We start from the raw sequence: 21,074 nt of genomic DNA, 5'->3' as shown, positions 1-21,074 counted from the left end.
ACGTCGTTTGCATTCTCGGGCGTCGGATGCTCCGGCAGCCTCCGCAGGACGGACGCCTTGCCGGGCGCTTGAAATACACCGGCGCTTCACGGGCTGCTTGTATCCTTTCGTCCGGGGAAAGGCAAGCATTATTAAGAACAATTCCTGATAAATTTTGATTCATCTTTCTCTGCCATGAAAACGTTCTCCGTTTTTGCGCTTGCGGTCGCGCTGGCGGCTGCGCTTTTTTCCGGCTGCGCTCCCTCCGGGGCGGACGCCCCCCGACCTTCCGGGAGGCCCGGGCCCGTGTACATTCAGTGGCTGGAGGAGCAGGCCTGTCTGCGTCGGGCCGTTTCCGTCACGTCCGTGGTGAGCGGCTCGTCGCTGAACTGGCGGCGCGGCTCGCGCGCGTCTCTTCTGCCTGAAGATACCCGAACCTGGTTTTTCGCCTCGCCCGCGCTCACGGCCTGGTCGGGCTATGACTCGCTCACGGAAGCGCTTGTCGGGGAACATGCAGAAGCGCGCCTTGCCGGGCTCGGCGTGCAGGGCGTTCTGCTCGCCGATCTTGCCGACACCGGCGACGAATGGGCCGGGCGCTCGCCCGCCGCCGGGCTCGGCACGGACGGCGTCGGTCTTTCCCTCGGACGCCTGGCGGGCACGGAAGAAAACTTTTCCCGCTGGAAGGCGGCGCTCGCCGGCAAGGGACTTCTTTCCGGCGGCACGCTTCTGCCCGCCGACACCGGTGCAGGGCCGGATTTCTTTCTGTCGCTGCGCGGGGTGCGGGACTATCCCGGGCTGTACGCCATGACCGAAATTTCTCCGCGGCTCTGGCCTCTTCTTCCTTCTTTAAAAAAGGAGGAAACGGCTCCGCTTGACGCTGGCGCAGTCGCCGCGCTTGCCGCGCAGGGGGAGCTGCCTTCCGCGCTGGAGCAGGACGCCGTTTCCGAGCCGCCGCGCGGCTGGGCGGTCACGGGGCCGGTGGACGGCGTGGACGGCGTCAAACGGCGCTGGGCCTACCGCTGGCACGGCCGCTTCGACAGGCCGGTGCTGCACTGGGACGATCCGTCCGGCGCGGCGCGGCGCGTCATGGAAGCCGGGCTCATCGATCAGATAGGTCTGCGTCACGAAGCCCTGATCGGGGTGAGCGTGGGCGCGTGGCTGGGGCTGGACGGGCCGAACGACGTCACCGGACGCGACGCGGCAGGAGCAGGCCTTGAGCCCGGACTTTCGGCGCTGCGCGATCTTACGCGCAACGCGCACCGCTACGGCGCGGCGGTGCTGGTGCGGGACGCGCTTCCGGCTCCTCTTCTTGTTCCACTTGCCGACAGCGGCGCGGACTTCTTTTTCGACAGCGTGCTTTTTCCCGCGCTGGAGCAGTCGCTGCTGACGGGCGAGGCGCGCTACGCGCGCGAAAGCCTGCGCAGGGCCAGAGCCGCGGGCGTGGATCAGCGCAGGCTCTGGCGCATGGCGCCGGAAGGCCTGCCGAGGCCGGGCAACGCCCGCCTTGCCGCCCTCATGCCCGAGGGCTGGGCCTCTCTGCTCACGCCCTTCCCGGACGCCTCTCCCCGTCTCAACGCGCCGACTCTGGCGGCCGCGGCCTGCGGACTTGCACCCGGGGCCAGGCCGAACGCCGAGGACGCTCCCGCCGTGCGCGACGCCCACGCGCTTCTTCTTGCCGCGCGCGCCTTTCTGCCCGGCCTCTTCATGCTTTCCGGCACGGATCTCGACGGCAGTCTGCCCGAAGGCGACGACTGGCCCGGCACGCCGCCGCTCTGGCAGCCGAACGGCTCGCCGTCCAGCCGCCGGGGCCTGCCTTCGGGCTATCCGCTCTACCGCCGCGCGCCCGGATGCGCCATGGACGACCTCCTTTGCGCCATGCTCGCGGCAAGAGCCTCGTGCGGCATCGCCTCGGGCGAATTTCTCGACGCGCCAGACTGCGAAGAGCCGGGCGTGCTCACTCTCGTGTCCGCGCTGCCTGGCGGCGGAACGCTGGCGTTTTTCGGCAACGTTTCCCGGCAAAGCGCCACGTTTTCCCCGCGCTTTTCCCGCTGGACGCAGGCTTCGGAGCGACGCGATCTTCTCTCCGGCAGCGCCGTGCCCGAAAAGCGCATGACGCTGACTCCCCGCTCCTGGCGCGCCGTGCTGCTGCGCTGACGCAAAAGGGATCCGAGCGCGATGAAAAATCGCCCGAAACACGGCGCGGGGCTTGCGCCGTCACGGATATTTTGGGATACTCGCCACACTGCCGGTCTTGCCGGTCATCTCTTCTTGAACCCCCAGCGGGAGCCTTCCATGGACGAGAACATAGAACGCACGGACAAAAACAAGGAAAACATGGCCGCCGAATCCGACGCCGCAAAACAGCATCAGCCGACGCCGGGCCCGGAAGACGAAGCGAAAAAGCCGGAACCTTCCGAAGAGAGCGAAGCGCCAAGCGCCGCTCCCGAGCAGAACGGCACGGAAGAATCTTCCGCACAGAACGCCGACAGCGGTCCGGAATCCGAAGAAACATCGGAACCCGAAGAAAAAAGCGTTGAGCGCGACGCGGACAACAAGGACGCGGAGCCGGACGACGCGCCGATTCTTCTCGACGCTCCCGCCGAAGAAGCGAAAAAAGATCACATCCGCATGCCGGACGTGCCCGCGCCCGAGCCTCCGGCTTCCGGCGCAGCGGCCAGGCTGTTTGAGGCGCTTTCCTACGCCGGGCTGCCCGTGCTGCTGATTCTCGCCGCGGCCATGACCTTCCTGGAAGTGTGGCAGGTGCGCGACCTGTGGTTCTCCGACGAAGTGCGTCTGGCCGACGCCTTCATGAATCTCAAGGGCGGCGACTGGCTCATGCTCACCATGAACGGCCTGCCCTACCCGGACAAGCCGCCGCTCTACTTCTGGTTCATGGACGCCCTGACAAAGATTCCCGGCGTGGGCGCGCCCATGGTGCTGTTCCTGGCCGTGGCGCTGTCCCATCTTCTTTTCATCGGCTCCATCTGGCTGCTCGCCCGCGGAACCGGACACGACCGCCGGGAAGCCTTTGCCGCCGGTCTTGTGGCGCTCGGCTGCGCGTACATCAGCGGCGCGGCCTGCTATCCGCGCATGGATCTGCTTTTCGCCGCCGTGGTCACGCTGGGCATGACCTGCCTGTATCGCGGCTGGATCAAATCCTTTGCTCCCTTCTGGCTCGCCGCGGGCTTTCTGCTCGTGGGCGCGGCCACGCTCATCAAGAGTCCTCTCGGCATTGCCTTTGCCGTGGTCACCAGCGTGATCTTCCTGTTCTGGCGCGGCACGCCCGGACGCCTCAACGGCCGCGACGGCCTGCCCGGCTTCGTGCTCATGCTGCTCATGCTCATGGCCTGGGCGGGCGCGCTCTACCTCGGCGGGCATCAGGACTATCTGCGCGACATGGTGGGAACCCAGCTCGCGGGCCGCGTGCTGGAAGGCGGACGTCACGTCCAGCCGTGGTGGTACTATCTGGCGGCGCTGCCCATCATGTGGCTGCCGTGGATTCTCGTCATTCTTTTCGTCAACTGGTTCGCCGCCCTGCGCGGCATTCCCGCGGCATGGAAAACCCGCAGGGAACGCGGCGGCTCAAGCTGGCTGTGGATCTGGCTCGTCACCGGCGCGGCCATGCTCTCCCTCGTGCAGGCCAAAATGAGCGTGTACGCCCTGCCGCTGCTCGCGCCTCTTGCCGTGCTCACCGGCCGCTCCGTCATGCGCCTCACCCCCGGCCGCAGCCGCTGCTTCTTCAGCCTCGTTTCCGTGGTGATCGCTCTGGCCGGCCTCGCCCTCGTGGCGCTTGAAGTCTTCCCCGTCGTGCGGCCCTACATCGGTTCCTACCTGCCTGCCGTGCCCGCCGTGGCCGATCCCTGGCTGGACGCCCTTCACGGCACCATGTACATGGGCGGCGTGCTCATTCTGCTCGCCGTGGCGCTGCTCTTCTTCACGCGCCTTGCACTTCCGGGCGGCGCGCTGCTCGTCACCGCGTTCGGCATGATCATCATGCTTCTGCCCTATCAGGCCTTCGTGGCTCCTTCCATGAACAAGATTCTGAGCCCCCGCGCTCAGGCCGAAGTCATGGCCGCCAAGGTGAAGGAAGGCTACGCCCCGGCAGCGTTCGACGTGTACCCCGGCGCGTACGCCTGGCATCTCAATCTGCTGCTGCCCCAGCAGCAGGGACGCCTCGCCGTGCCCGATCTCGCCACGCCCGCCGAGCGCGACGCCTGGCTCAAGGCGCATCCCATGACCGTCATGGCCATGCCCGCAGACGACTGGAACGCCTGGACGAACAAGCCCGCCGACGCCGCCGTGCTGCTCACCTCCTGGATGGTTCACAAGCCCTACGTGGTGGTGGCCGTGAACGCAGGCGCACAGGCGAGCGACGAAGCCGCGCCCGCGGAAACCTCCGCCGCCAGCGGCGCGGAATTTTCCGCAGAAGCGCCTGCCGAGGCGCCCGCAGAAACGGAAGCCTCGCCTGCCGAAGCGCCCGCATCCTCCGCGGCTCCCGCGAGCCCCACGACCGAACCCGCCGCAACTCCTGCGGCCGAACCCGCCGCCGAAGAAGCGCCCAAGGCGCCCTCTGCCCCCGCGCCCTCCGCGCCCGCCGCTCCCGCCGAGCCCGAGCAAACGCCCGCAGGCAGCGCAGACAGCGCCGCCCGTTCGTAATCTCACGCCCGGCGCGAAGCTGTCGCGCCGGGCTTTTTTCCGCCCTCCGCTCCTGAACCTCAACCCGGACACGATCTCATGACCTATCTTGCCCTCATTCTCTGCGTCGCCCTGGCCTTTTTCCTCGGCTCCATCCCCTTCGGACTGGTCATCGCAAAAACCTTCAAGGGCATTGATCCCCGCAAGGCCGGAAGCGGAAACATCGGCTCCACCAACGTGGCCCGCCTGTGCGGTCTTCCCTGGGGCATCATGACGCTCTTTTGCGACATCATGAAGGGCCTGCTGCCCGTGCTGCTCGCCGTGAACGTGCTGCCGGATCCCTGCATGCAGAGTCTCGTGGCGCTTGCCGCCGTCACCGGGCACATCAAGTCGCCCTTCCTGGGCTTCAAGGGCGGCAAGGGCGTGGCCACCACCATCGGCGCGCTCATTCCCCTGGCCTTCTGGCCCCTGCTGTGCGCCGTGCTCTGCTGCGTGGCCGTCATTGCCGTCACCCGCTACGTTTCTCTGGGCTCCATGGTCATGGCCGCCTCTCTCGTGGTGTTCTACGCCCTGTTCGGATACTTCCGGCTCGAACCTCTGGCCGTCGTGCTTCTGATCATGATAGTGTGGGCGCACCGAGCCAATATCGGCCGTCTCATGCGCGGCGAGGAAAGCAAGTTCCTTGCGAAAAAAAAGAGCTGAGCTCCAAAACAAAGTTCCGACTTTCATAACTGCCGACTACTGGACCTTCGTTTCGTTCTATGCTAGCTTGTTTCTAAGAGCAGAAGACCGTACGGTTCGAGGTCTTTGCATCCCATGAACGCGGGTTTGCCCCGCTCCCGGCCCGGCCGGGGAAGGAATTGCTTATGCAGATCGAAGTCGTTTTCCGCAATCTTACCCCTTCCGATCCCCTGAAGAGCTACGCCCTCAAGCGTTTTCAGAAGATAGAGCGCATGGTTGGCGATGAGGAAGCAAAGCTGCTCGTCACGCTTTCCATGGAAAACAATCGTCCCAAGGCCGACCTGCTGCTTACCGGTCAGAACCTGAACTTCGCCGCCAGCGAGAAGAACGACGACATGTACGCCGCCATCGACCTGTGCAACGACCGCATCGGACAGCAGCTGCGCAAGGCCAGCGAACGCCGCAGTCAGATCAACCGCGACACCATGGTCGACTCTCTCGGCAACGGCGACAACGCGTAGCGCCCGACCAGAACTTCCAAGAAATCCAGCCTCCGGCCGCATCCGCGACCGGAGGCTCCGTTTTTTTCTCAGAGCCTGTCCCCCAAAGTTTTGCGTGACAAGCGAAATCAAAAAAAGTAACCTTTCCGCTCTAGGATTCCGGAGGCGCAGATGACTCATGAAATAGATACGCATATCATGACGGTGGGAAAGGCAAAAATCGACAACCCCGCCATAGGCCCCTACATCGACGACACTCCCGTGCCCTTCTACCTCGACGCCGAACACGGCGGCGAAGACGTCAAGGGCCTGGAAGATACGCCCATCTATATCGAACAGGCCGGTCCCCGCGAACACGTCTATTACGATCCCGGCAAGACCAAGGCCGCCATCGTCACCTGCGGCGGGCTCTGCCCCGGACTCAACGACGTCATCCGCGCCGTGGTGCTCGAATCCTACTACGGCTACGGCGTGCGCTCCATTCTCGGCATCCGCTACGGCCTCGAAGGCTTCATTCCCAAGTATCACCACGACATCATGGAGCTCACCCCCCGCAACGTGTCGGAAATCCACACCTTCGGCGGCACCATTCTGGGTTCCTCCCGCGGCCCGCAGAGCCCCGAGGAAATCGTGGACGCCCTTGAGCGCATGAACGTCAACATGCTCTACATCATCGGCGGCGACGGCACCATGAAGGCCGCCTCGGCCATTCAGGAAGAAATCTTCCGCCGTCAGCTCCACACGTCCGTCATCGGCATTCCCAAGACCATCGACAACGACATCAACTTCGTGCCCAAGTCCTTCGGCTTCGACACCGCCGTGGACGTGGCCACCTCCTCCCTGCGCTGCGCCCACACCGAGGCCATCGGCGCGCCCTACGGCGTGGGTCTCGTCAAGCTCATGGGCCGCGAATCCGGCTTCATCGCCGCGCAGGCCACGCTCTCGCTCAACATCGTCAACTTCGTGCTCGTGCCCGAGGTGCCCTTCAAGCTCGAAGGCGAAGGCGGCCTGCTGCCCGCCCTTGAGGAACGCCTCAGAAACCGCTCCCACGCCGTCATCGTGGCGGCCGAAGGCGCAGGTCAGGACCTGCTCACCGCAAGCGGCAAAACCGACGCTTCCGGCAACCGCGTGCTGGGCGACATCGGCCTCTTCCTGCAAAAGGCCATCAAGAACTATTTCGCCAACAAGGACATGAACGTCACGGTCAAGTACATCGACCCGAGCTACATCGTGCGCTCCGTGCCCGCCAACACCAACGACCGCGTTTACTGCGGCCTGCTCGGGCGCAACGCCGTACACGCGGCCATGGCCGGCAAGACCAACATGGTCGTCGCCCGCCTGCTCGACCGCTTCGTGCATCTGCCGCTCCAGCTCGTCACGCGACGCCGCCGCCAGATCGACATCAAGTCCAACTACTGGCGCTCCGTCATCGCCACCACGGGCCAGCGCCTCGCGTAGCGCGCAAAGCGCCCGCAGAAAGCGCAGGCGTTTTTCTCGCCGAAACCGGCAAGGCATCGTCTTTTCAGGGCAGGCAGGAGCCGCCCGGCAAGACCTCCGCACCATTCGTGCGGAGGTCTTTTTTTATGCTTCAAAAACGCCGCCCCGCAAGGAAACAATTTCCGTCTTGCGAAGTTATGCGGAATGGCCGATGATGACAAAGGAAGAATGCCCTTCCCCCAAACCCCGTCCGACATGAGCGAATTCAGACAGATCAAGGCTTCCGCAGGTTCCGGCAAGACCTACACCCTGACCAGCAGCTTTCTTTCCCTGCTCGCGGGCTCTTCGGGCGCGTCCTGGAGCCGTCCGCCCTCAGGCTGCGCCGTGCCGGACGGCGACGCCTACGGCTGGCAGGAAATTCTCGCCATCACCTTCACCAACAAGGCCGCCACCGAAATGCGCGAGCGGCTGCTCTCGCGGCTGAAGGGCATGGCGCTCGCTTCTCCCTCCGCCGCGGCTTCGGAAAAGTTCTGGAAACCGGCAAAAGCCCGCGACGCCGTCAACATGCTCATCCGCAGCTACGGCTCCCTGAACATCCGCACCATCGACAGCCTGCTGCACCTCATGGTGCGCCTCTCTGCGCTGGACTTCGATCTTTCCCCGGACTTCGAGCCCCGCTTTGCCGACAGCGACATCACCGGCCCCATTTTCGACGACATGGCCGAGCAGGCCCGCGAAGACCCCGAACTCGGCGATCTGTTCCGCCGCGCCTGCCGTCAGATGCTCCGCTCGGAAAAGACCCGCGGCTTTCTGGCCGGAGAGCGCATCCGTGAACGCGTCACGGCCATGGTCTCGCTCATGCTCGCAGGCGACGGCTGGAACATCCGCGATCTCGCCTCGCCGGAAGAGGCGGAGGATCATTTTCAGGCCGTGCTGCACGGCATTGAAAACGACGCCAGAGACATGCGCGCCCGCATCGAACAGGAGGAGATCAAGGCGAGCAAGCATTTTCTCAACGCGCTGAACGCCTGCATCGAATGCGGCGGACGCGCCACCAAACTGCCTCTCTCCTCGGCCATGTTTCAGAAGGAAAGCTTCGACGAGTGCCTGCTCAAGGCGTCGAAGGGCGCAGCCAGCCTTTCGCTGCACGCGCTCTACGAAAGCCTGCAAAGCGACCTCAGGGAAGTGCGCGTGCTTCTCGGCGCGCGGCGGCTCATGCCCTTTGCCGAGCTTGCGCAGGCCGTCTATGCCAGGCTGGAGCACTACGAGCGCAAAAACGGCGTCATTGCCGCCTCGCAGGTGCCGAGGCTCGCCATACGCGCCGCGGACGACAGCGAAGGCGTGAACGAACTCTTCTGCCGCCTCGGCGCGCGCATCACCCACATGCTCATCGACGAATTTCAGGACACGAGCCGCGATCAGTGGCTGGCGCTCCAGCCGCTGGCCGAGGAAGCGCTCGCCAAGAACGGCTCGCTCACCATCGTGGGGGACGTGAAACAGGCCATCTACGGCTGGCGCGGCGGCGACGCGGCGCTCTTCGATCAGCTCGTGCGGTCGGGCTCGCCTCTGCTTGCGCTTGTGGATCATCCCACGCTGGAAACGCTGCCCTGCAACTGGCGCAGCCGTCAGCGCATCGTGGCGTGGAACAACGCCCTGTTCTCCCCGCTCGGCAACCCGGACGTGGCCAAAGAACTGCTCGCCCCGCTGGCCGAAGGCGACGAAGCGCTGCTGCAAAGCGAGGCCGCGCTGCTCAGCGAAGCTTTCGACCGCGCCGCCCAGAGCGCGGAACACTGCGCGCCCGGCGGATTCGTGCGCCTGCGCGCGCTCGACAAGGGCCGCGAAGAGGAAGAGCTTTCCGTGATGCTGCCGGACATGGTGGAAAAGATGGGGCGCACGCGGCCGTGGGGAGACATCTGCATTCTTGCGCGCAACAACGATCAGGCCGCCAAGGCCGCCTCGTGGCTCATGAGCCGGCGCATTCCCGTGGTCACGCAGGGAAGCCTGCTGCTCGCCGAACAGCCGGTCATTGCGGGACTCGTGAGCCTGCTGCGCTTCATGAACGATCCCGACGACGACATCGCCTTCTGGTCGGCCCTGTGCGCCGGAGAGCTGCTGCCGCCCATGACCGCCCCGGACGGCTCGCCGCTTGACGAAGGCGCGCTGCTCGACTGGGCCGCGCGACGCTCCCGGCAGAAAAGCATGGCGCGTCAGTTCGCCGCCGACTTTCCCGAAGCCTGGCAGACCGTATTTGCGCCCCTGCACGACAACGCGGGCCTGCTCACGCCCTACGACGCCGTCATGGAAGTGCTGGAGCGCTGGAACGTGTTCGAGCGCTGCGGCTCGGCCGAAGGCTTTGTGCGCCGCTTTCTGGAGGTGCTGTTCTGCGCCGAGGAACAGGGCGTGTCCGACCTTTCCGGCTTTCTCGATCTGTGGGATTCGAGCGGCAGTCAGGAAAAGGCCCCGCTGCCCGAAAGCATGGACGCCGTGCGCATCATGACCATGCACAAGGCCAAGGGGCTGGAATTCGAGGTGGTCATTCTGCCCTGGCTCAATTTTTCCCTCGGCCGCGCCACGGACGACAAGTCCGTGTTCTGGAACAGCCGCGGCACGGGCCTGCTTGCGCCGCTGTGCCGGGAAATGGGCAGGCCGTGGCTTCAGGACCGCATGGACACGGCGCGCGAATCGCTGCACCTCATCTACGTGGCCATGACCCGCGCGGTGTCCGAGCTGCACTGCTTTCTGTCCGATCCCGACGAAGGGCCCATCCCCTTCATGCTCGACGCGCTGCTCTCCCGGGTGAGAAGCTCGATGGAAGAGAAGGACGGCGCGCTCGTGTGGGGCGAGACGCCCGATCTGCCGCCTTCCGCGTCCGCTCCGGCGGGCGACGCGCCTTCCGGCGAAGTCCCGGCCTGCGGCGAAAAACGCAGCGCCGAAGAAGCGCAGGCCGTCGGCGAGAGCCCTCGCGGCGGCAAGACGCAGGCCTCAGGCAGCGCCCCGGCGTCCGCCGCCCCCGCGGACATCACCGCGGCAGACGAATCCACAGCCGCCCGCACGGAAACCGAATCCGCAGCAACCGCTCTCACGGCAGGCAATCCCGCCTCGCCCGAGGCAGCGTCCGCCGCTCCGCCCGACTCTGCGGATGCGCCGCCCGCTCCGGACGGGCAGCCGGGCGAAGACTGGCGGCCCATGGGCTGGCTTCCGCGCCTTCGCATGTTCCGCAGTCCGCTGGAAGACTGGACCTTCACGCCCAAAAGGCGCGGCACGCTCATTCATCACTGTCTGGAAAGCCTTCAGGTATCCGGCGTGGGCGAGGCCTCTGCAAGACGCGACGCCGCGCTGGCGGCCGCGCGCGGCATTTCCACATTTCCGCTGCCCGTGCCGGACAGGGAAAACGTGCAGAAGCAGGTGGAAGACGTTCTTTGCTGGTACGCGCTCCAGCCGGAAACGCCGCACTGGCTGGCCTTCGGCACGCCGGAGCACGCCCTGCTCGATGCAGACGGGCGTCAGTTCCGCGTGGACCTGCTGGTGGACGACGGCCGGGAGCTCGTGGCCGTGGAGTACAAGACCGGCACTGCGGGCCATCTGCCCGCGCCCGAGCACAAGGCCCAGCTCATGCGCTATCTGAACCTGCTTCACGAGGCGAGCGGCGCAAACGTGCGCGGCGCGCTGGTGTATCTCGACCGCCGCGAAATATTCCCGATTCTTCCCGGAGACGACCATGAGTAGCCGCACCCGTACTTTCAGCCCGTTCCAGATCGTGCCCTGGGACGACGACTTCATGCTGCGCGTCCACGACCTTGTCCGCGACATGACGGGCGGCCGTCCCGGCAAGGCGGTCATCGTGTTTCCTCTCAATCGTCCGCGGCGCTACCTGCTCGACATCTACCGCAGAGAGGCGGACAGGCCCATGCTGCTGCCGCACATCATCAATTCGGGGCAGCTCGTGCAGACCTGCCTTGAAAGCTGGACCCGTTCCGTGCCGCGCATGGCGGGCACGCTGGATCAGGTGGCCGTGCTCAAGGAATGTCTGCTGGAACTAAGCAGTCAGGAAGAGGAAGGAAGTCCGCTTGCGAAGCTCGCCAAAAGTCTGGATGACGACGACGGCATGGCCCGCTTCTACCCGTGGGGCGTGCGCCTTGCGCACCTTCTCGACGAATGCGCCGGGCACATGGTGGAAGCCTCGGACCTGCTCCACGTGGACGACATGGTGGCTCCCTACGCGGCGGCCCTGCTCGGAAGCCTCAGCCGCATTCAGGAACGCTACCGCTCCGCGCTTCGCAGCCGCGGCCTGAGCACGGCGGGGCTCGAAGCCCAGCACGCGGCCCAGCTTGCCGGGGCCTCGCCCGATCTGCCCCTCAAGCTTCAGGGAAAGTGCGTGGTTCTGGCCGGATTCGTGCGGCTCACCCGCGCGGAAGACAGGCTTTTCCGCTACCTGTGGGAACACGGGGCGCGCGTGTGCCTGCACACCGATCCGGAAATTCTCTCCGGCGCGGGGCACTGGAGCTGCGCCGAACACAGGGAATGGCTTTCGCGCTGGAAGGCCCGGGGCGAAGTGCTGGGCGAGAGCCGCAGCCGGGAACCGATCATCCACTTTCACGCGGGCTACGATCTGCACTCGCAGCTTCTGGAACTCAAAAAGGAACTGGAAACGCATCCGCACCCGGAAGAGAGCCGCGCCGTGGTCATCACCCACGATTCCCTACTCATGCCCACGCTGCACCACATTCCGGAAAAGAGCATCAACATTTCTCTCGGCTATCCGCTGGAACGCTCGCTGCTGGCCCAGCTTGCGGAACGCCTCATGGAAACGCGCCGCGGCATGAACGCCGCAGGCCTCGTTCACTGGAAAAGCTTCATGGCGCTCATCCGTCACCCGTACGTGCGCATGCTCGGCGTGCCCGCGTCCGAAGAAGGGGGAGAGACCGTGCCGCTTCGCCCCTTTCTCTCCCGTCTGGAAGCCAGACTGCGCACCGGCAGCCGCATGGTGGACGCCGGAGCCTGCACCTCCGATCTCGTGGACGACATTCTCGGCGATCTGGACGGCAGGCCTCCGGTGGAAGAGCTCAACGAAGCGACCGGCCAGCTTCTGGAAAAGGTGGTGGACACGCTCGTCACGAAGTGGCGTAATCTGGAAACGCTGGAAGACATGGCCGCAAGGCTCCGGGAACTGTGTCAGCTTCTGCTGGAATACGGCGCGCACATCTGGCCGCGATTTCCGCTGGATGCGGAATGCCTTGCCCGCCTCATGCAGGGCGTGATTCCCGAACTTTCCGACAACGCCATGTCCGGCGAATATCTGTCCCTGGAATCCATCTTTTCCATCGTGCATCAGAATCTTGCGGAGCAGCGCGTGCCCTTTGAGGCCGATCCGCTCACGGGGCTGCAGATTCTCGGCACGCTGGAAACCCGTCTGCTGCACTTCGACCGCGTGTACCTGCTCGACATGACCGAAGACGCCCTGCCCGGCGCGCCCGCGCGCGATCCGCTGCTGCCCGACAATCTCCGTCCGCTGCTCGGCCTGCCGGACAACAGCCGCCGCGACATGCTCGCCGCGCACACCTTTCACCGGCTCATCGCCGGGGCCCGGGAAGTGTTTCTCTACTGGCAGGAAGGCGTGCAGACCGGCGTCATGGACGGCAAGAAACTGCGCTCCCGGCTGGTGGAAGAAGCCGTCTGGCGGGTGGAACAGCAAAAGGGCGCACTGCTGCGTCCGGGCTCGGAGCCGCTGTTCGCCTCGGCCTTTCCCATGGCGGAGCCGCCGGTTCCAGAGTACGCGCCCATTCTCCGCACGGACGCCGTCAATGAACGCATGCGGGACGTCATGGAGCGCAAGCTCTCGCCCACGGGGCTCGACACCTACATTTCCTGCCCGGCGCGATTCTTCCGCAAGTACGTGTGCACACTGAAGGAGGCGGACGAAGTCGTGGAAGGCGACGACTATCTCGGCGTGGGCAACCTGCTGCACGCCGTGCTTCAGCGCGCCTTCGAGCCCTTTGTCGGGCTTCCCGTGGGGCAGGGCTCCCTGCAGCCCGAACAGCTCGAAGCGCTGTTCCGGGAAGAGCTCGACGCCAGCGGCCTTGCCGTGAATCTGCCCGCGCAGAGCCGCTTCATGCTGGAAGCCGCGGGCCCGGCCAGACTGCGCGCCTTTGCCGCCGCGCAGCCCGAAGTGCTCGAACTGCTCCAGCTTGAGCACAACGTGTCGGCCGTGTTTCAGGAAGGAAAGCACCGCTTCACGCTGGAAGGAAAAATCGACCGCCTCGACCGCCGCGAGCAGGGACTCGTCATTCTCGACTACAAGAGCGGCAGCACGAGCCGGCAGCCGCACTCCTCCTTCTGGAACGACGAGAGCCTCTGGGACGCCATGATGGAATGGCGGCCCGGCAAGGCCGATCCGCTGCCCGACCTTGCGCGCGCCCTGCCCAGCATTCAGCTGCCCGCCTATCTCTACATGTGCGGCAACGACCCGCAGAACGCGGAATCCCTGCGCTTTGCGCCGCTCTACGACGCCGCCCTCGTGCAGCTTGCCGACCGCGGCGACGAAATTCCCCTGCTCGGCGCAAATATAGACGAGATGACGCGCGAGAGCATCATCACGGAACGCATTCCCGCCCTGCTCGGCTTCGTGCTGCGGCACATGGCCACGGCAGAGAGCTTCGCGCCGCGCCGCACCGACCGCTGCGATCGCTGCCCCTACCGGAACTGCTGCCGCTGAAAGGAGCGAAGCCCGACGCGACCTTGAACGCCCCGAAAGGACAAAAAACGCTCAGAGCAACGCATGGAAAAGCGCTCCCGAAACATGGTTCCGGGAGCGCTTCGACCTCTGCTTCGTCCGCCATTTTACGGATTACGCCTCGGCGCGGGAATCCTGTTTTTCGTCCTCGGCAAGCATCTCGTCGAGCACCGCACAGGTCTGCACAAGCATGTCCGCGCACACGGTGGAAAAAAGTCCCTTTTCCGCGGCGGCCTTCATCACGCCCGGCTGCGTGATGTCCATGCCGAGAATGTCCCGGCAGGAACGGAACGGCTGCTTTTTCGACAGACGCCTTTCAAATTCCGACACCTTTTCCACGAGCAGCGCCTTTTTGCCCTTGCCCTCCTCCAGCGTGTCCGCCCTGCCGTAGCGAAGCCCGAGCACCATGTGCGCGCCGCAGATGCAGCCGCAGGTGTCCGCATGCCCCATGCCCGTGCCGAACGCCGAGGCCATGCCCACGGCCAGCGAATCCTCAATACCGAGGCGCGGCGCGCAGTGCAGGCACACCTTCTGCGCGCACAATCCGAAACGTGATACCATAATGCCTCCGAAATACTGTTGGCTCTCCGGGCAGGCCTCCATGACGAGGCTGCCGAAGCGCCGTTTCTTCGCTAAACATCCGGCTTTGAGCCGGAAACGATTCCGTGACGCGCCCCGATTTACGCGCCGCCCACGACATAGCCGTGACGCAAAAGCAGCGCGCGGGCGTCATCCATGGAAAAGCCCCGCCATTCCGCCGCGGCTTCCTTTTTGTCCCGCGGAATGGCCCCCGTTTCCACCACAACCACGTTGGCTCCCCAGGCCACGGCCTGCGACACCGGCGGATGCACGCACACGTGCGGCGTGTTCACGCCCCCGCACAGGCGGATCACCGCGGCCACCTGCGCAAGGCGCGCGTCGGACACGGATTCCGCGCCTCCGTAGGGCGTTCCCGGCACATTGCTGCGCGCCATCACGCCGCACACCTTCGCCCCGGCTTCGAGCGCCGCAAGCAGCACGTCGGCAATCTCCTCATCGGAGTGTTCGGGCCCGAGCGGCTCCACAAGATGCGCAAGCTCCATGCCCGCCTCGCCGATGCGCCGCAAGGCCTGCCTGCGTTCGGCAGGATCAAAGGGCGTATCCCGTCCCTCGCCGAGCCGCAGCGCATGATACATCATCTGCACGCCGGCCCTGCCGAGGCTCCGAATCTCCTCCACGGTCATCTGACCGGTGTTGGCCACAAGCGCGCAGGATGGCGGCAGCACGGCGCGCACGGCTTTTGCCAGCGCTTCCAGACGCTCCCTGCCGTAATGCTCCGTGGTGCGGAGCACGATCCACGACGCGCCCTCGGCGGCGTAGCGGCGCGCCGCGGCCACAATCTCCTCCTGCGCCCACTCGTGCGACTCCCGCACCACGCCCCACGACGCGCCGAACGCGCAAAAGGCGCAGCTCATGGAACAGGGCGCGGCATCCACCCCGAAGGCCGCCCACACGCCCGCCCTGTCGCCCGCAACCTCGCGGGCCGTCTGCCGGGCCAGGCGTCCGAGAAAGGCCGTCTGCGCCGAATCCGGCGCGTAGGAAAGAAGACGCAGCACGTCTTCCCGCCTAGGCAGCGCTCCGGAAAGCGCCCGCCGACGAACTTCTTCCATGAAGGCGCGATCCGCCTCCGGGCACGGGTCCTGCGCATCCGCATCCCGCGCGGACAGCAGCAGCGCAAGCACCCTGTCGAGATGATCGCGATTGCTCGTGAGCGACGATATCCAGCGGTTCAGACAGCGCCGCCCCAGAGCCGTGACGCGGTACTTCTTCCGCGCCGGGCCGTCTCCCCTGTCGTATTCCGTTTCCAGCACGCCGCTGCGTTCCATGTCGCGCAGCATGCGATAGCAGCCCGTCATGTCCGGCGGCTGCGGCCCGAACAGGCCGGTGTCCTCCAGCTTCTGCACGAGCGCATACCCGTGCATGGGCTCGCGAACCAGCAGCCCCAGCAGCACCGGCTGCACGAAACGGGGCAGATTGCCGCCCGAACAGGCGCAGGAATCAAGCTCATCCATGCCTTTTCTCCCGAAAAGAACCGCGCAAACGACGTTCCGAACAACACGGAACGCCCGTCGGCCCCAACTATTGGATTTGCTCCAATAGTAGCACGCTCAAATCGTTGAGGCAAGATACGCACGCCCGCCGCGTCAGTTTTTGCGAAGGAGATTCTGCACGTCCATGTCGTGGCCGAGCACGAACACGTTTTCCCCGGCCTGAAAGCAGTGCGACGGGCCGGGCATGGGCTGGAGCGCGTCGCCCTTCTTCACGCCGAGCACGTTCACCCGGTAGCGCTGGCGCACGGCCAGTTCCTTCACGGTCTTGCCCTGCCATTCCTCGGGCGTGGCTATCTCGTAGATGGAATACTCGGGCGAGAGCTTCACGTAGTCGAAAATGTGATCGCTGCTGTAGCGCATGGCGGCCCAGTCGGCGGTCTGGCGCTCGGGGTACACCACGTCGTCCGCGCCGTTGCGCAGAAGAAACTTGGCGTGAACCTGCCGCGACGCTCGGGAGAGCACAAAACGCGCTCCGTGCTCCTTGAGCAGCGCCGTGGTTTCCAGAGAGCTCTGGAAGTCGTCGCCGATGGCGACCACGCACATGTCGAAATTGCTCACGCCCAGAGAACGGATGAACGTTTCGCTGGTGGCGTCCGCAATCTGGGCGCTGGTCACGAAGTCCAGCGCTTCGTTGACGCGCTGTTCGTTTTTGTCGATGGCGAGCACGTCGTGATTCAGTTCGCGCAGCTTTCTTGCCATGCGGCGGCCGAAACGGCCGAGTCCTATGAGCAGTACGGATTTCATGCGGCACACTCCTTTCAGCCCACGGCCACATCTTCAGAAGGATAGCGGAAGGCGTCCTGACGCAGGCCGGACGACACCGCAAACACGACCGTAAGACTCCCCACTCTGCCGAAGTACATGAGCAGAATGAGAATGCCGCGCGAGGCGTCGGACAGTTCCGGCGTCGCGCCCAGGGAAAGTCCCACGGTGCCTATGGCCGAAGCCGACTCGAAGAATGCCGTCATGAGCGGCAGCTCGTCGAAGGCGGAAATCAGCATGCCCCCGGCCAGAAAGAGCAGAAGATAAAACATGAATATGCCCGACGCCCGGCGCAGGGCCATGTCCGGCAGTCTGCGGCCGAAGCCGCGCACGTCGTTGCGGTGCAGGAAGATGGAGAGCAGTCCCAGAAGCAGAACGGCGAGCGTGGTGACCTTGAAGCCGCCGCCCGTGGATCCGGGAGCTGCGCCCACCAGCATGAGCAGCATGGTGACCAGCTTGCCGAGCGGACTCAGCGCGGCGAGATCCACGCTGTTGAAGCCCGCCGTGCGCGGACTCACGGACTGGAAAAACGCGGCGAGCGCGGCCTCCGGGCCGGACATGCCCCAGCTTTCGCGCCGGAACTCGAAGAAAAAGAAGAAAAGGAAGCCGACAAGAAGAAGCGCGGCGGTAAAGAGCAGCACGAGCTTGCTCTGCAGGCGGTAGCTGCGGAAATCTGCACCGTGCGAGCGCACATCGTCGAGCGTGAGAAAGCCGATGCCGCCCGTGATGATGAGCGCGGCCACCACAAGACACACCAGCGGATCCGACGCGTAGGCCGTGAGCGAAGCGTAGGGATGCGCCTCTCCCATGAGATCGAAACCGGCGTTGCAGAAGGCCGACACGGAATGAAACAGGGCCATCCACAGGCCCCTGCCGAGGCCCATCTGCGGGCAGAAGCGCAGCGCGAGCAGCGCCGCTCCGGCAAGTTCCACGGCCAGCACGGTTTTAAAAATGAAGCCCGTCAGGCGCACAATGCCCGCAAGGTGCGGCGCGGAAATGGATTCCTGCATGACCCAGCGCAGCCGGAAGCCTATTTTCTGCCCCGCGAGCACGGCCACGGCCACGGCCATGCTCATGACGCCGAGGCCGCCCGCCTGAATGAGCATGAGAATGATCGCCTGGCCGAATTCCGACCAGTAGCGCGCGGTGTCGTGAACCACAAGGCCGGTCACGGTAATGGCGGACGTGGCCGTGAAGAGCGCGTCGCCGAATCCCGGCCCGACGCCGTCTCTGGTGGTGAAGGGCAGCATGAGCAGAGCCGTGCCGCAGAGAATGAACAGAAAATAGCCCAGAATGATGATCTGCGAAGGGCTGATGCGCTCTTTGATCCAGAATGACATCTCTTTCTCCGGCTGCCCGCCCTCTCCGACGGACTTTTGACAGCCAGCTTCCAGTAGCACGCCCGCCTCGCGCAGGCAAGACGCGGATTCTGTTCCGGCAGGACTCGCGCCTCGGCGTGTTTCCCGCGCGTCCGATCAAAAGGCGCGCAGACGGTACCTTTTCGGAAAACGGCAGACGCACTTTGCAAGGACGATGAACAAGGCGCTCAGGCCGCCTTCCGGCGCTGCCCAGAGAACGGCGCGAGGCGCGCCACGAGTCGGAGAACTGCGGCCCGGCGAATCCGTCAGGACTGTGCTTCCGAAGGCTCGACATAGGTGGTTTCGAGGTCGTCGAAGGCCGTGAATTCCGGACGGTAGGCGAGCTTCACCGTGCCGGTGGGACCGTTTCTGTGCTTGCCGATGATGATTTCAGCAATGCCGGTCTTCGGATGGTCGTCCTTCTTGTTGTAGGCGTCCTCGCGGTGGATGAACATGATGAGGTCGGCGTCCTGTTCAATGGCGCCGGATTCACGCAGGTCGGAAAGCACGGGACGCTTGTCGGTGCGCTCTTCCACCTTTCGATTGAGCTGGGAAAGCGCAATGACGGGAACCTTGAGTTCCTTGGCAAGCGCCTTCAGGTTGCGCGAGATGTCGGAAATTTCCAGTTCGCGGGAATCGTTGCGCGAGGAGTGCATGAGCTGCAGGTAGTCCACCATGACGAGGTCGAGGCCGTGCTCGGCCTTGAGGCGTCGGCAGCGGGCGCGAAGCGCCAGCGGAGTCAGGCCTGCGGTGTCGTCGATGAATATCTTGGCCTGGGAGAGCGCGTCGGCCGAGGCGGAAAGCTTGGCCCAGTCGTCGTCTTCCAGAAAGCCGCGGCGCACGCGGGAGAGCTCCACCCGGCCCCAGGCGCAGAGCATGCGGTCCATGAGCGATTCCTTGCTCATTTCCAGAGAAAAGATGGCCACCGTGGCTCCGCCGGAGAGCGCGGCGCGCATGGCCACGTTGAGGGCGAAGGCCGTCTTGCCCATGGAGGGACGGGCCGCAAGAATGATGAGGTCGGTAGGCTGAAGACCGGCGGTCATTCTGTCGAGCATCATGTAGCCCGTGGGCACGCCGGTGGTCACGCTCTTGTTGTTGTAGCGGGCGAGCAGCTCGTCGAACACGGAACGCACAAGTTCGCTGCTGCTCGCGAAGGTCTTGCTGTTGGCGCGTTCGGAAATGGAAAAGATGGCGCGCTCCGATTCGTCGAGGAGCGTGGGCACGTCCTTGGAGGCGTCGTAGCAGTTGCTGATGATCTGGGCGGAAGTGTCGATGAGCGCGCGCTGCATGGCCTTGTCGCGCACGATTTTCGCCCAGTGCACGGCGTTGGCGCCGCTCACCACGGCGCGGGAAAGTTCGCCGAGATAGGCCGCGCCGCCTGCGGCCTCAAGCTGGGAATGACTGACCAGCCAGTCGAACACCGTCACTTCGTCCACGGGGGTGTTCTGTTCGCACAGCGCCACGAAAGCACCGAAGATGATCCGGTGCGCAGGAACGTAGAAATCCACGGGACGAAGCTGATCGACGAGTTCCTGAAGCAGGTCGGGCCGCAGGAACACGCCGCTCAGAACGGCCTGTTCGGCCTCTTCGTTGTGCGGCGGAACGCGGCGCAGAAGATCGTCGCGGGCGCGATCGGAGATTTCGCCTTCCCCGCGGGAAGAACGACGAGAGCCGCCGCTCCGCGAAGGAGCGGCGGCTTCATTCATGACGGTATCCGGGCTGTCCATGACTCGTCAGGCTTCCGGGGAAGCTGATTAGGCATTTTCAGCAGGAGCTTCCGCTTCGGCGGCGGGAGCTTCCACGGGGGCTTCTTCTTCAGCGATGTGCTTTTCTTCAGACACGATCTTCACGGTGAAGGAAGGAACCACGTCGGCATGCAGACGGGCGCGCACGCTGTGTTCGCCCAGGGTGCGGATGGAGCCGTCGAGAAGCAGACGATGACGATCCACTTCGATGCCCATGGCGGCGAGAGCGTCGCCGATCATGGCCGGGGTGACGGAACCATAGAGCTTGTCGTTTTCGCCAACGCGCATGGCGATGGTCACCACCACGCCTTCGAGCTTGGAAGCGAGGTCGGCGGCAGCGGCGCGGAGGGCGTCCATGCGGGCCTGCAGCTTCTTGCGTTCGAGTTCAAACACGCGGATGTTGGCGGGAGTGGCCAGGCTGGCAAGCTGCTGAGGAAGCAGATAGTTGCGGCCGTAGCCGGGCTTGACATTGACGATGTCGCCAAGGTGACCGAGCTTTTCAACGTCGGCACGAAGAATAACTTTCATTTTGTCTCCTATGCCGTTAGATGTTGGTCTTCTTCTTGAGTTCGCTGGAATGAGCGGAAGTGTAGAACAGCAGGGCCATCTGGCGGGCACGCTTGATTTCGGTGGTCAGAGCGCGCTGATGCTTGGCGCAGGTGCCGGTAATGCGACGGGCGACGATCTTGCCGCGTTCGGTGATGAAGTCGCGGAGAATGTCGGGACGCTTGTAGTCGAGAGCCAGTTCGGCGTCGGCGCAGAAGCGGCAGAACTTGCGGCGAGGAGCAAACTTCTTACGGAAAGCCATTACGCGACCTCCTCGGTGGCTTCGACGGAGTCGGCCAGCTTGACGGTCATGAACTTGAACACGCCGTCGGTGATGCGGATGATGCGTTCCAGTTCAGCCACGAGCTGAGAAGGAGCGGCATATTCAAGACGAACATAGAAGCCGCGCATCTGCTTGCGGACGGGATAGGCCAGGTCGCGCATGCCCCACTGATCCACGACGAGCATCTTGCCGCCTTCGCGGGTGATGACTTCGTCCATGGTCTTCAGGACGGTTTCGCGCTCTTCCACAGACAGCTCCGGAGAAAGGAGCAGCAGGGTTTCCATTTTGCGCATGTAGGATATCTCCTTACGGTCAGAGGTCCGCCGCT

The 21,074-nt window shown here is 64.7% G+C and carries 15 protein-coding genes; 7 read left to right on the top strand and 8 right to left on the bottom strand.

From position 1 onward, the window contains the following. The first annotated feature begins 285 nt into the window (after positions 1–285). The 7 genes from Q0K02_RS07740 to Q0K02_RS07710 all read left to right on the top strand — a co-directional run bounded on the left by Q0K02_RS07740 (position 286) and on the right by Q0K02_RS07710 (position 13,944). The gene (locus Q0K02_RS07740) at positions 286–2,133 is read left to right on the top strand and encodes a hypothetical protein (protein ID WP_294487011.1); all 1,848 of its coding nucleotides are present in this window, start codon (positions 286–288) and stop codon (positions 2,131–2,133) included. Positions 2,134–2,271: 138 nt separating this feature from the next. After that, a complete protein-coding gene (locus Q0K02_RS07735) occupies positions 2,272–4,635 on the top strand; it encodes a glycosyltransferase family 39 protein (RefSeq protein WP_294487008.1) in 2,364 nt (787 codons plus the stop codon). 78 nt (positions 4,636–4,713) lie between these two features. After that, complete coding sequence (gene plsY, locus Q0K02_RS07730) at positions 4,714–5,316, top strand: glycerol-3-phosphate 1-O-acyltransferase PlsY (RefSeq protein WP_294487005.1); 603 nt, start codon at positions 4,714–4,716, stop codon at positions 5,314–5,316. Positions 5,317–5,480: 164 nt separating this feature from the next. Beyond that, positions 5,481–5,816, top strand: a complete 336-nt coding sequence (gene raiA, locus Q0K02_RS07725) for a ribosome-associated translation inhibitor RaiA (protein WP_294487002.1) — start codon at positions 5,481–5,483, stop codon at positions 5,814–5,816. Positions 5,817–5,966: 150 nt separating this feature from the next. Further along, complete coding sequence (locus tag Q0K02_RS07720) at positions 5,967–7,253, top strand: ATP-dependent 6-phosphofructokinase (protein WP_294486999.1); 1,287 nt, start codon at positions 5,967–5,969, stop codon at positions 7,251–7,253. A gap of 234 nt (positions 7,254–7,487) precedes the next feature. Continuing rightward, positions 7,488–10,958 carry a UvrD-helicase domain-containing protein gene (locus Q0K02_RS07715; protein ID WP_294486997.1) on the top strand — a complete coding sequence of 1,157 codons (3,471 nt, stop codon included), beginning with the start codon at positions 7,488–7,490 and terminating at the stop codon, positions 10,956–10,958. Beyond that, the gene (locus Q0K02_RS07710) at positions 10,951–13,944 is read left to right on the top strand and encodes a PD-(D/E)XK nuclease family protein (protein WP_294486994.1); all 2,994 of its coding nucleotides are present in this window, start codon (positions 10,951–10,953) and stop codon (positions 13,942–13,944) included. The genes Q0K02_RS07715 and Q0K02_RS07710 overlap by 8 nt, the downstream gene beginning before the upstream one ends. A 132-nt stretch (positions 13,945–14,076) precedes the next feature. On the opposite strand, the gene Q0K02_RS07705 is transcribed toward Q0K02_RS07710, so the two are convergent. The 8 genes from Q0K02_RS07705 to rpsF form a co-directional block, all read right to left on the bottom strand. Further along, positions 14,077–14,523 carry a C-GCAxxG-C-C family protein gene (locus Q0K02_RS07705; protein ID WP_294486989.1) on the bottom strand — a complete coding sequence of 149 codons (447 nt, stop codon included), beginning with the start codon at positions 14,521–14,523 and terminating at the stop codon, positions 14,077–14,079. 119 nt (positions 14,524–14,642) lie between these two features. Then, positions 14,643–16,013 (bottom strand): helix-turn-helix transcriptional regulator, encoded by a 1,371-nt coding sequence (locus tag Q0K02_RS07700; RefSeq protein WP_294486986.1) that lies wholly within the window; start codon positions 16,011–16,013, stop codon positions 14,643–14,645. Between the two features lie 132 nt (positions 16,014–16,145). After that, positions 16,146–16,796: a TrkA family potassium uptake protein gene (locus Q0K02_RS07695; RefSeq protein ID WP_294486983.1), complete on the bottom strand. Its 651-nt coding sequence runs from the start codon at positions 16,794–16,796 to the stop codon at positions 16,146–16,148. 14 nt (positions 16,797–16,810) lie between these two features. Further along, complete coding sequence (locus Q0K02_RS07690) at positions 16,811–18,154, bottom strand: potassium transporter TrkG (RefSeq protein WP_294486980.1); 1,344 nt, start codon at positions 18,152–18,154, stop codon at positions 16,811–16,813. Between the two features lie 284 nt (positions 18,155–18,438). Further along, a complete protein-coding gene (gene dnaB / locus Q0K02_RS07685; protein ID WP_294486977.1) occupies positions 18,439–19,878 on the bottom strand; it encodes a replicative DNA helicase in 1,440 nt (479 codons plus the stop codon). Positions 19,879–19,926: 48 nt separating this feature from the next. Further along, the gene (gene rplI, locus Q0K02_RS07680) at positions 19,927–20,445 is read right to left on the bottom strand and encodes a 50S ribosomal protein L9 (protein WP_294486974.1); all 519 of its coding nucleotides are present in this window, start codon (positions 20,443–20,445) and stop codon (positions 19,927–19,929) included. Positions 20,446–20,461: 16 nt separating this feature from the next. Then, complete coding sequence (gene rpsR, locus Q0K02_RS07675) at positions 20,462–20,725, bottom strand: 30S ribosomal protein S18 (protein ID WP_294446488.1); 264 nt, start codon at positions 20,723–20,725, stop codon at positions 20,462–20,464. Next, entirely contained in the window at positions 20,725–21,039 is a 315-nt protein-coding gene (gene rpsF, locus Q0K02_RS07670; protein WP_294486971.1) for a 30S ribosomal protein S6, read from the bottom strand. The genes rpsR and rpsF overlap by 1 nt, the downstream gene beginning before the upstream one ends. Positions 21,040–21,074: the final 35 nt, after the last annotated feature.

Origin of the sequence: uncultured Mailhella sp., assembly GCF_944324995.1 — a bacterium.
Classification (GTDB): Bacteria; Desulfobacterota; Desulfovibrionia; order Desulfovibrionales; family Desulfovibrionaceae; genus Mailhella.
This window is presented reverse-complemented; position numbering and strand designations above follow the sequence as displayed.

Excerpts from the sequence above, each read along its gene's own strand:
- Q0K02_RS07735 (WP_294487008.1), top strand. The coding sequence starts at position 2,272 with ATGGACGAGAACATAGAACGCACGGACAAAAACAAGGAAAACATGGCC.
- plsY (WP_294487005.1), top strand. The coding sequence starts at position 4,714 with ATGACCTATCTTGCCCTCATTCTCTGCGTCGCCCTGGCCTTTTTCCTC.
- raiA (WP_294487002.1), top strand. The coding sequence starts at position 5,481 with ATGCAGATCGAAGTCGTTTTCCGCAATCTTACCCCTTCCGATCCCCTG.
- Q0K02_RS07720 (WP_294486999.1), top strand. The coding sequence starts at position 5,967 with ATGACTCATGAAATAGATACGCATATCATGACGGTGGGAAAGGCAAAA.
- Q0K02_RS07715 (WP_294486997.1), top strand. The coding sequence starts at position 7,488 with ATGAGCGAATTCAGACAGATCAAGGCTTCCGCAGGTTCCGGCAAGACC.
- Q0K02_RS07710 (WP_294486994.1), top strand. The coding sequence starts at position 10,951 with ATGAGTAGCCGCACCCGTACTTTCAGCCCGTTCCAGATCGTGCCCTGG.
- Q0K02_RS07705 (WP_294486989.1), bottom strand. The coding sequence starts at position 14,523 with ATGGTATCACGTTTCGGATTGTGCGCGCAGAAGGTGTGCCTGCACTGC.
- Q0K02_RS07700 (WP_294486986.1), bottom strand. The coding sequence starts at position 16,013 with ATGGATGAGCTTGATTCCTGCGCCTGTTCGGGCGGCAATCTGCCCCGT.
- Q0K02_RS07695 (WP_294486983.1), bottom strand. The coding sequence starts at position 16,796 with ATGAAATCCGTACTGCTCATAGGACTCGGCCGTTTCGGCCGCCGCATG.
- Q0K02_RS07690 (WP_294486980.1), bottom strand. The coding sequence starts at position 18,154 with ATGTCATTCTGGATCAAAGAGCGCATCAGCCCTTCGCAGATCATCATT.
- dnaB (WP_294486977.1), bottom strand. The coding sequence starts at position 19,878 with ATGAATGAAGCCGCCGCTCCTTCGCGGAGCGGCGGCTCTCGTCGTTCT.
- rplI (WP_294486974.1), bottom strand. The coding sequence starts at position 20,445 with ATGAAAGTTATTCTTCGTGCCGACGTTGAAAAGCTCGGTCACCTTGGC.
- rpsR (WP_294446488.1), bottom strand. The coding sequence starts at position 20,725 with ATGGCTTTCCGTAAGAAGTTTGCTCCTCGCCGCAAGTTCTGCCGCTTC.
- rpsF (WP_294486971.1), bottom strand. The coding sequence starts at position 21,039 with ATGCGCAAAATGGAAACCCTGCTGCTCCTTTCTCCGGAGCTGTCTGTG.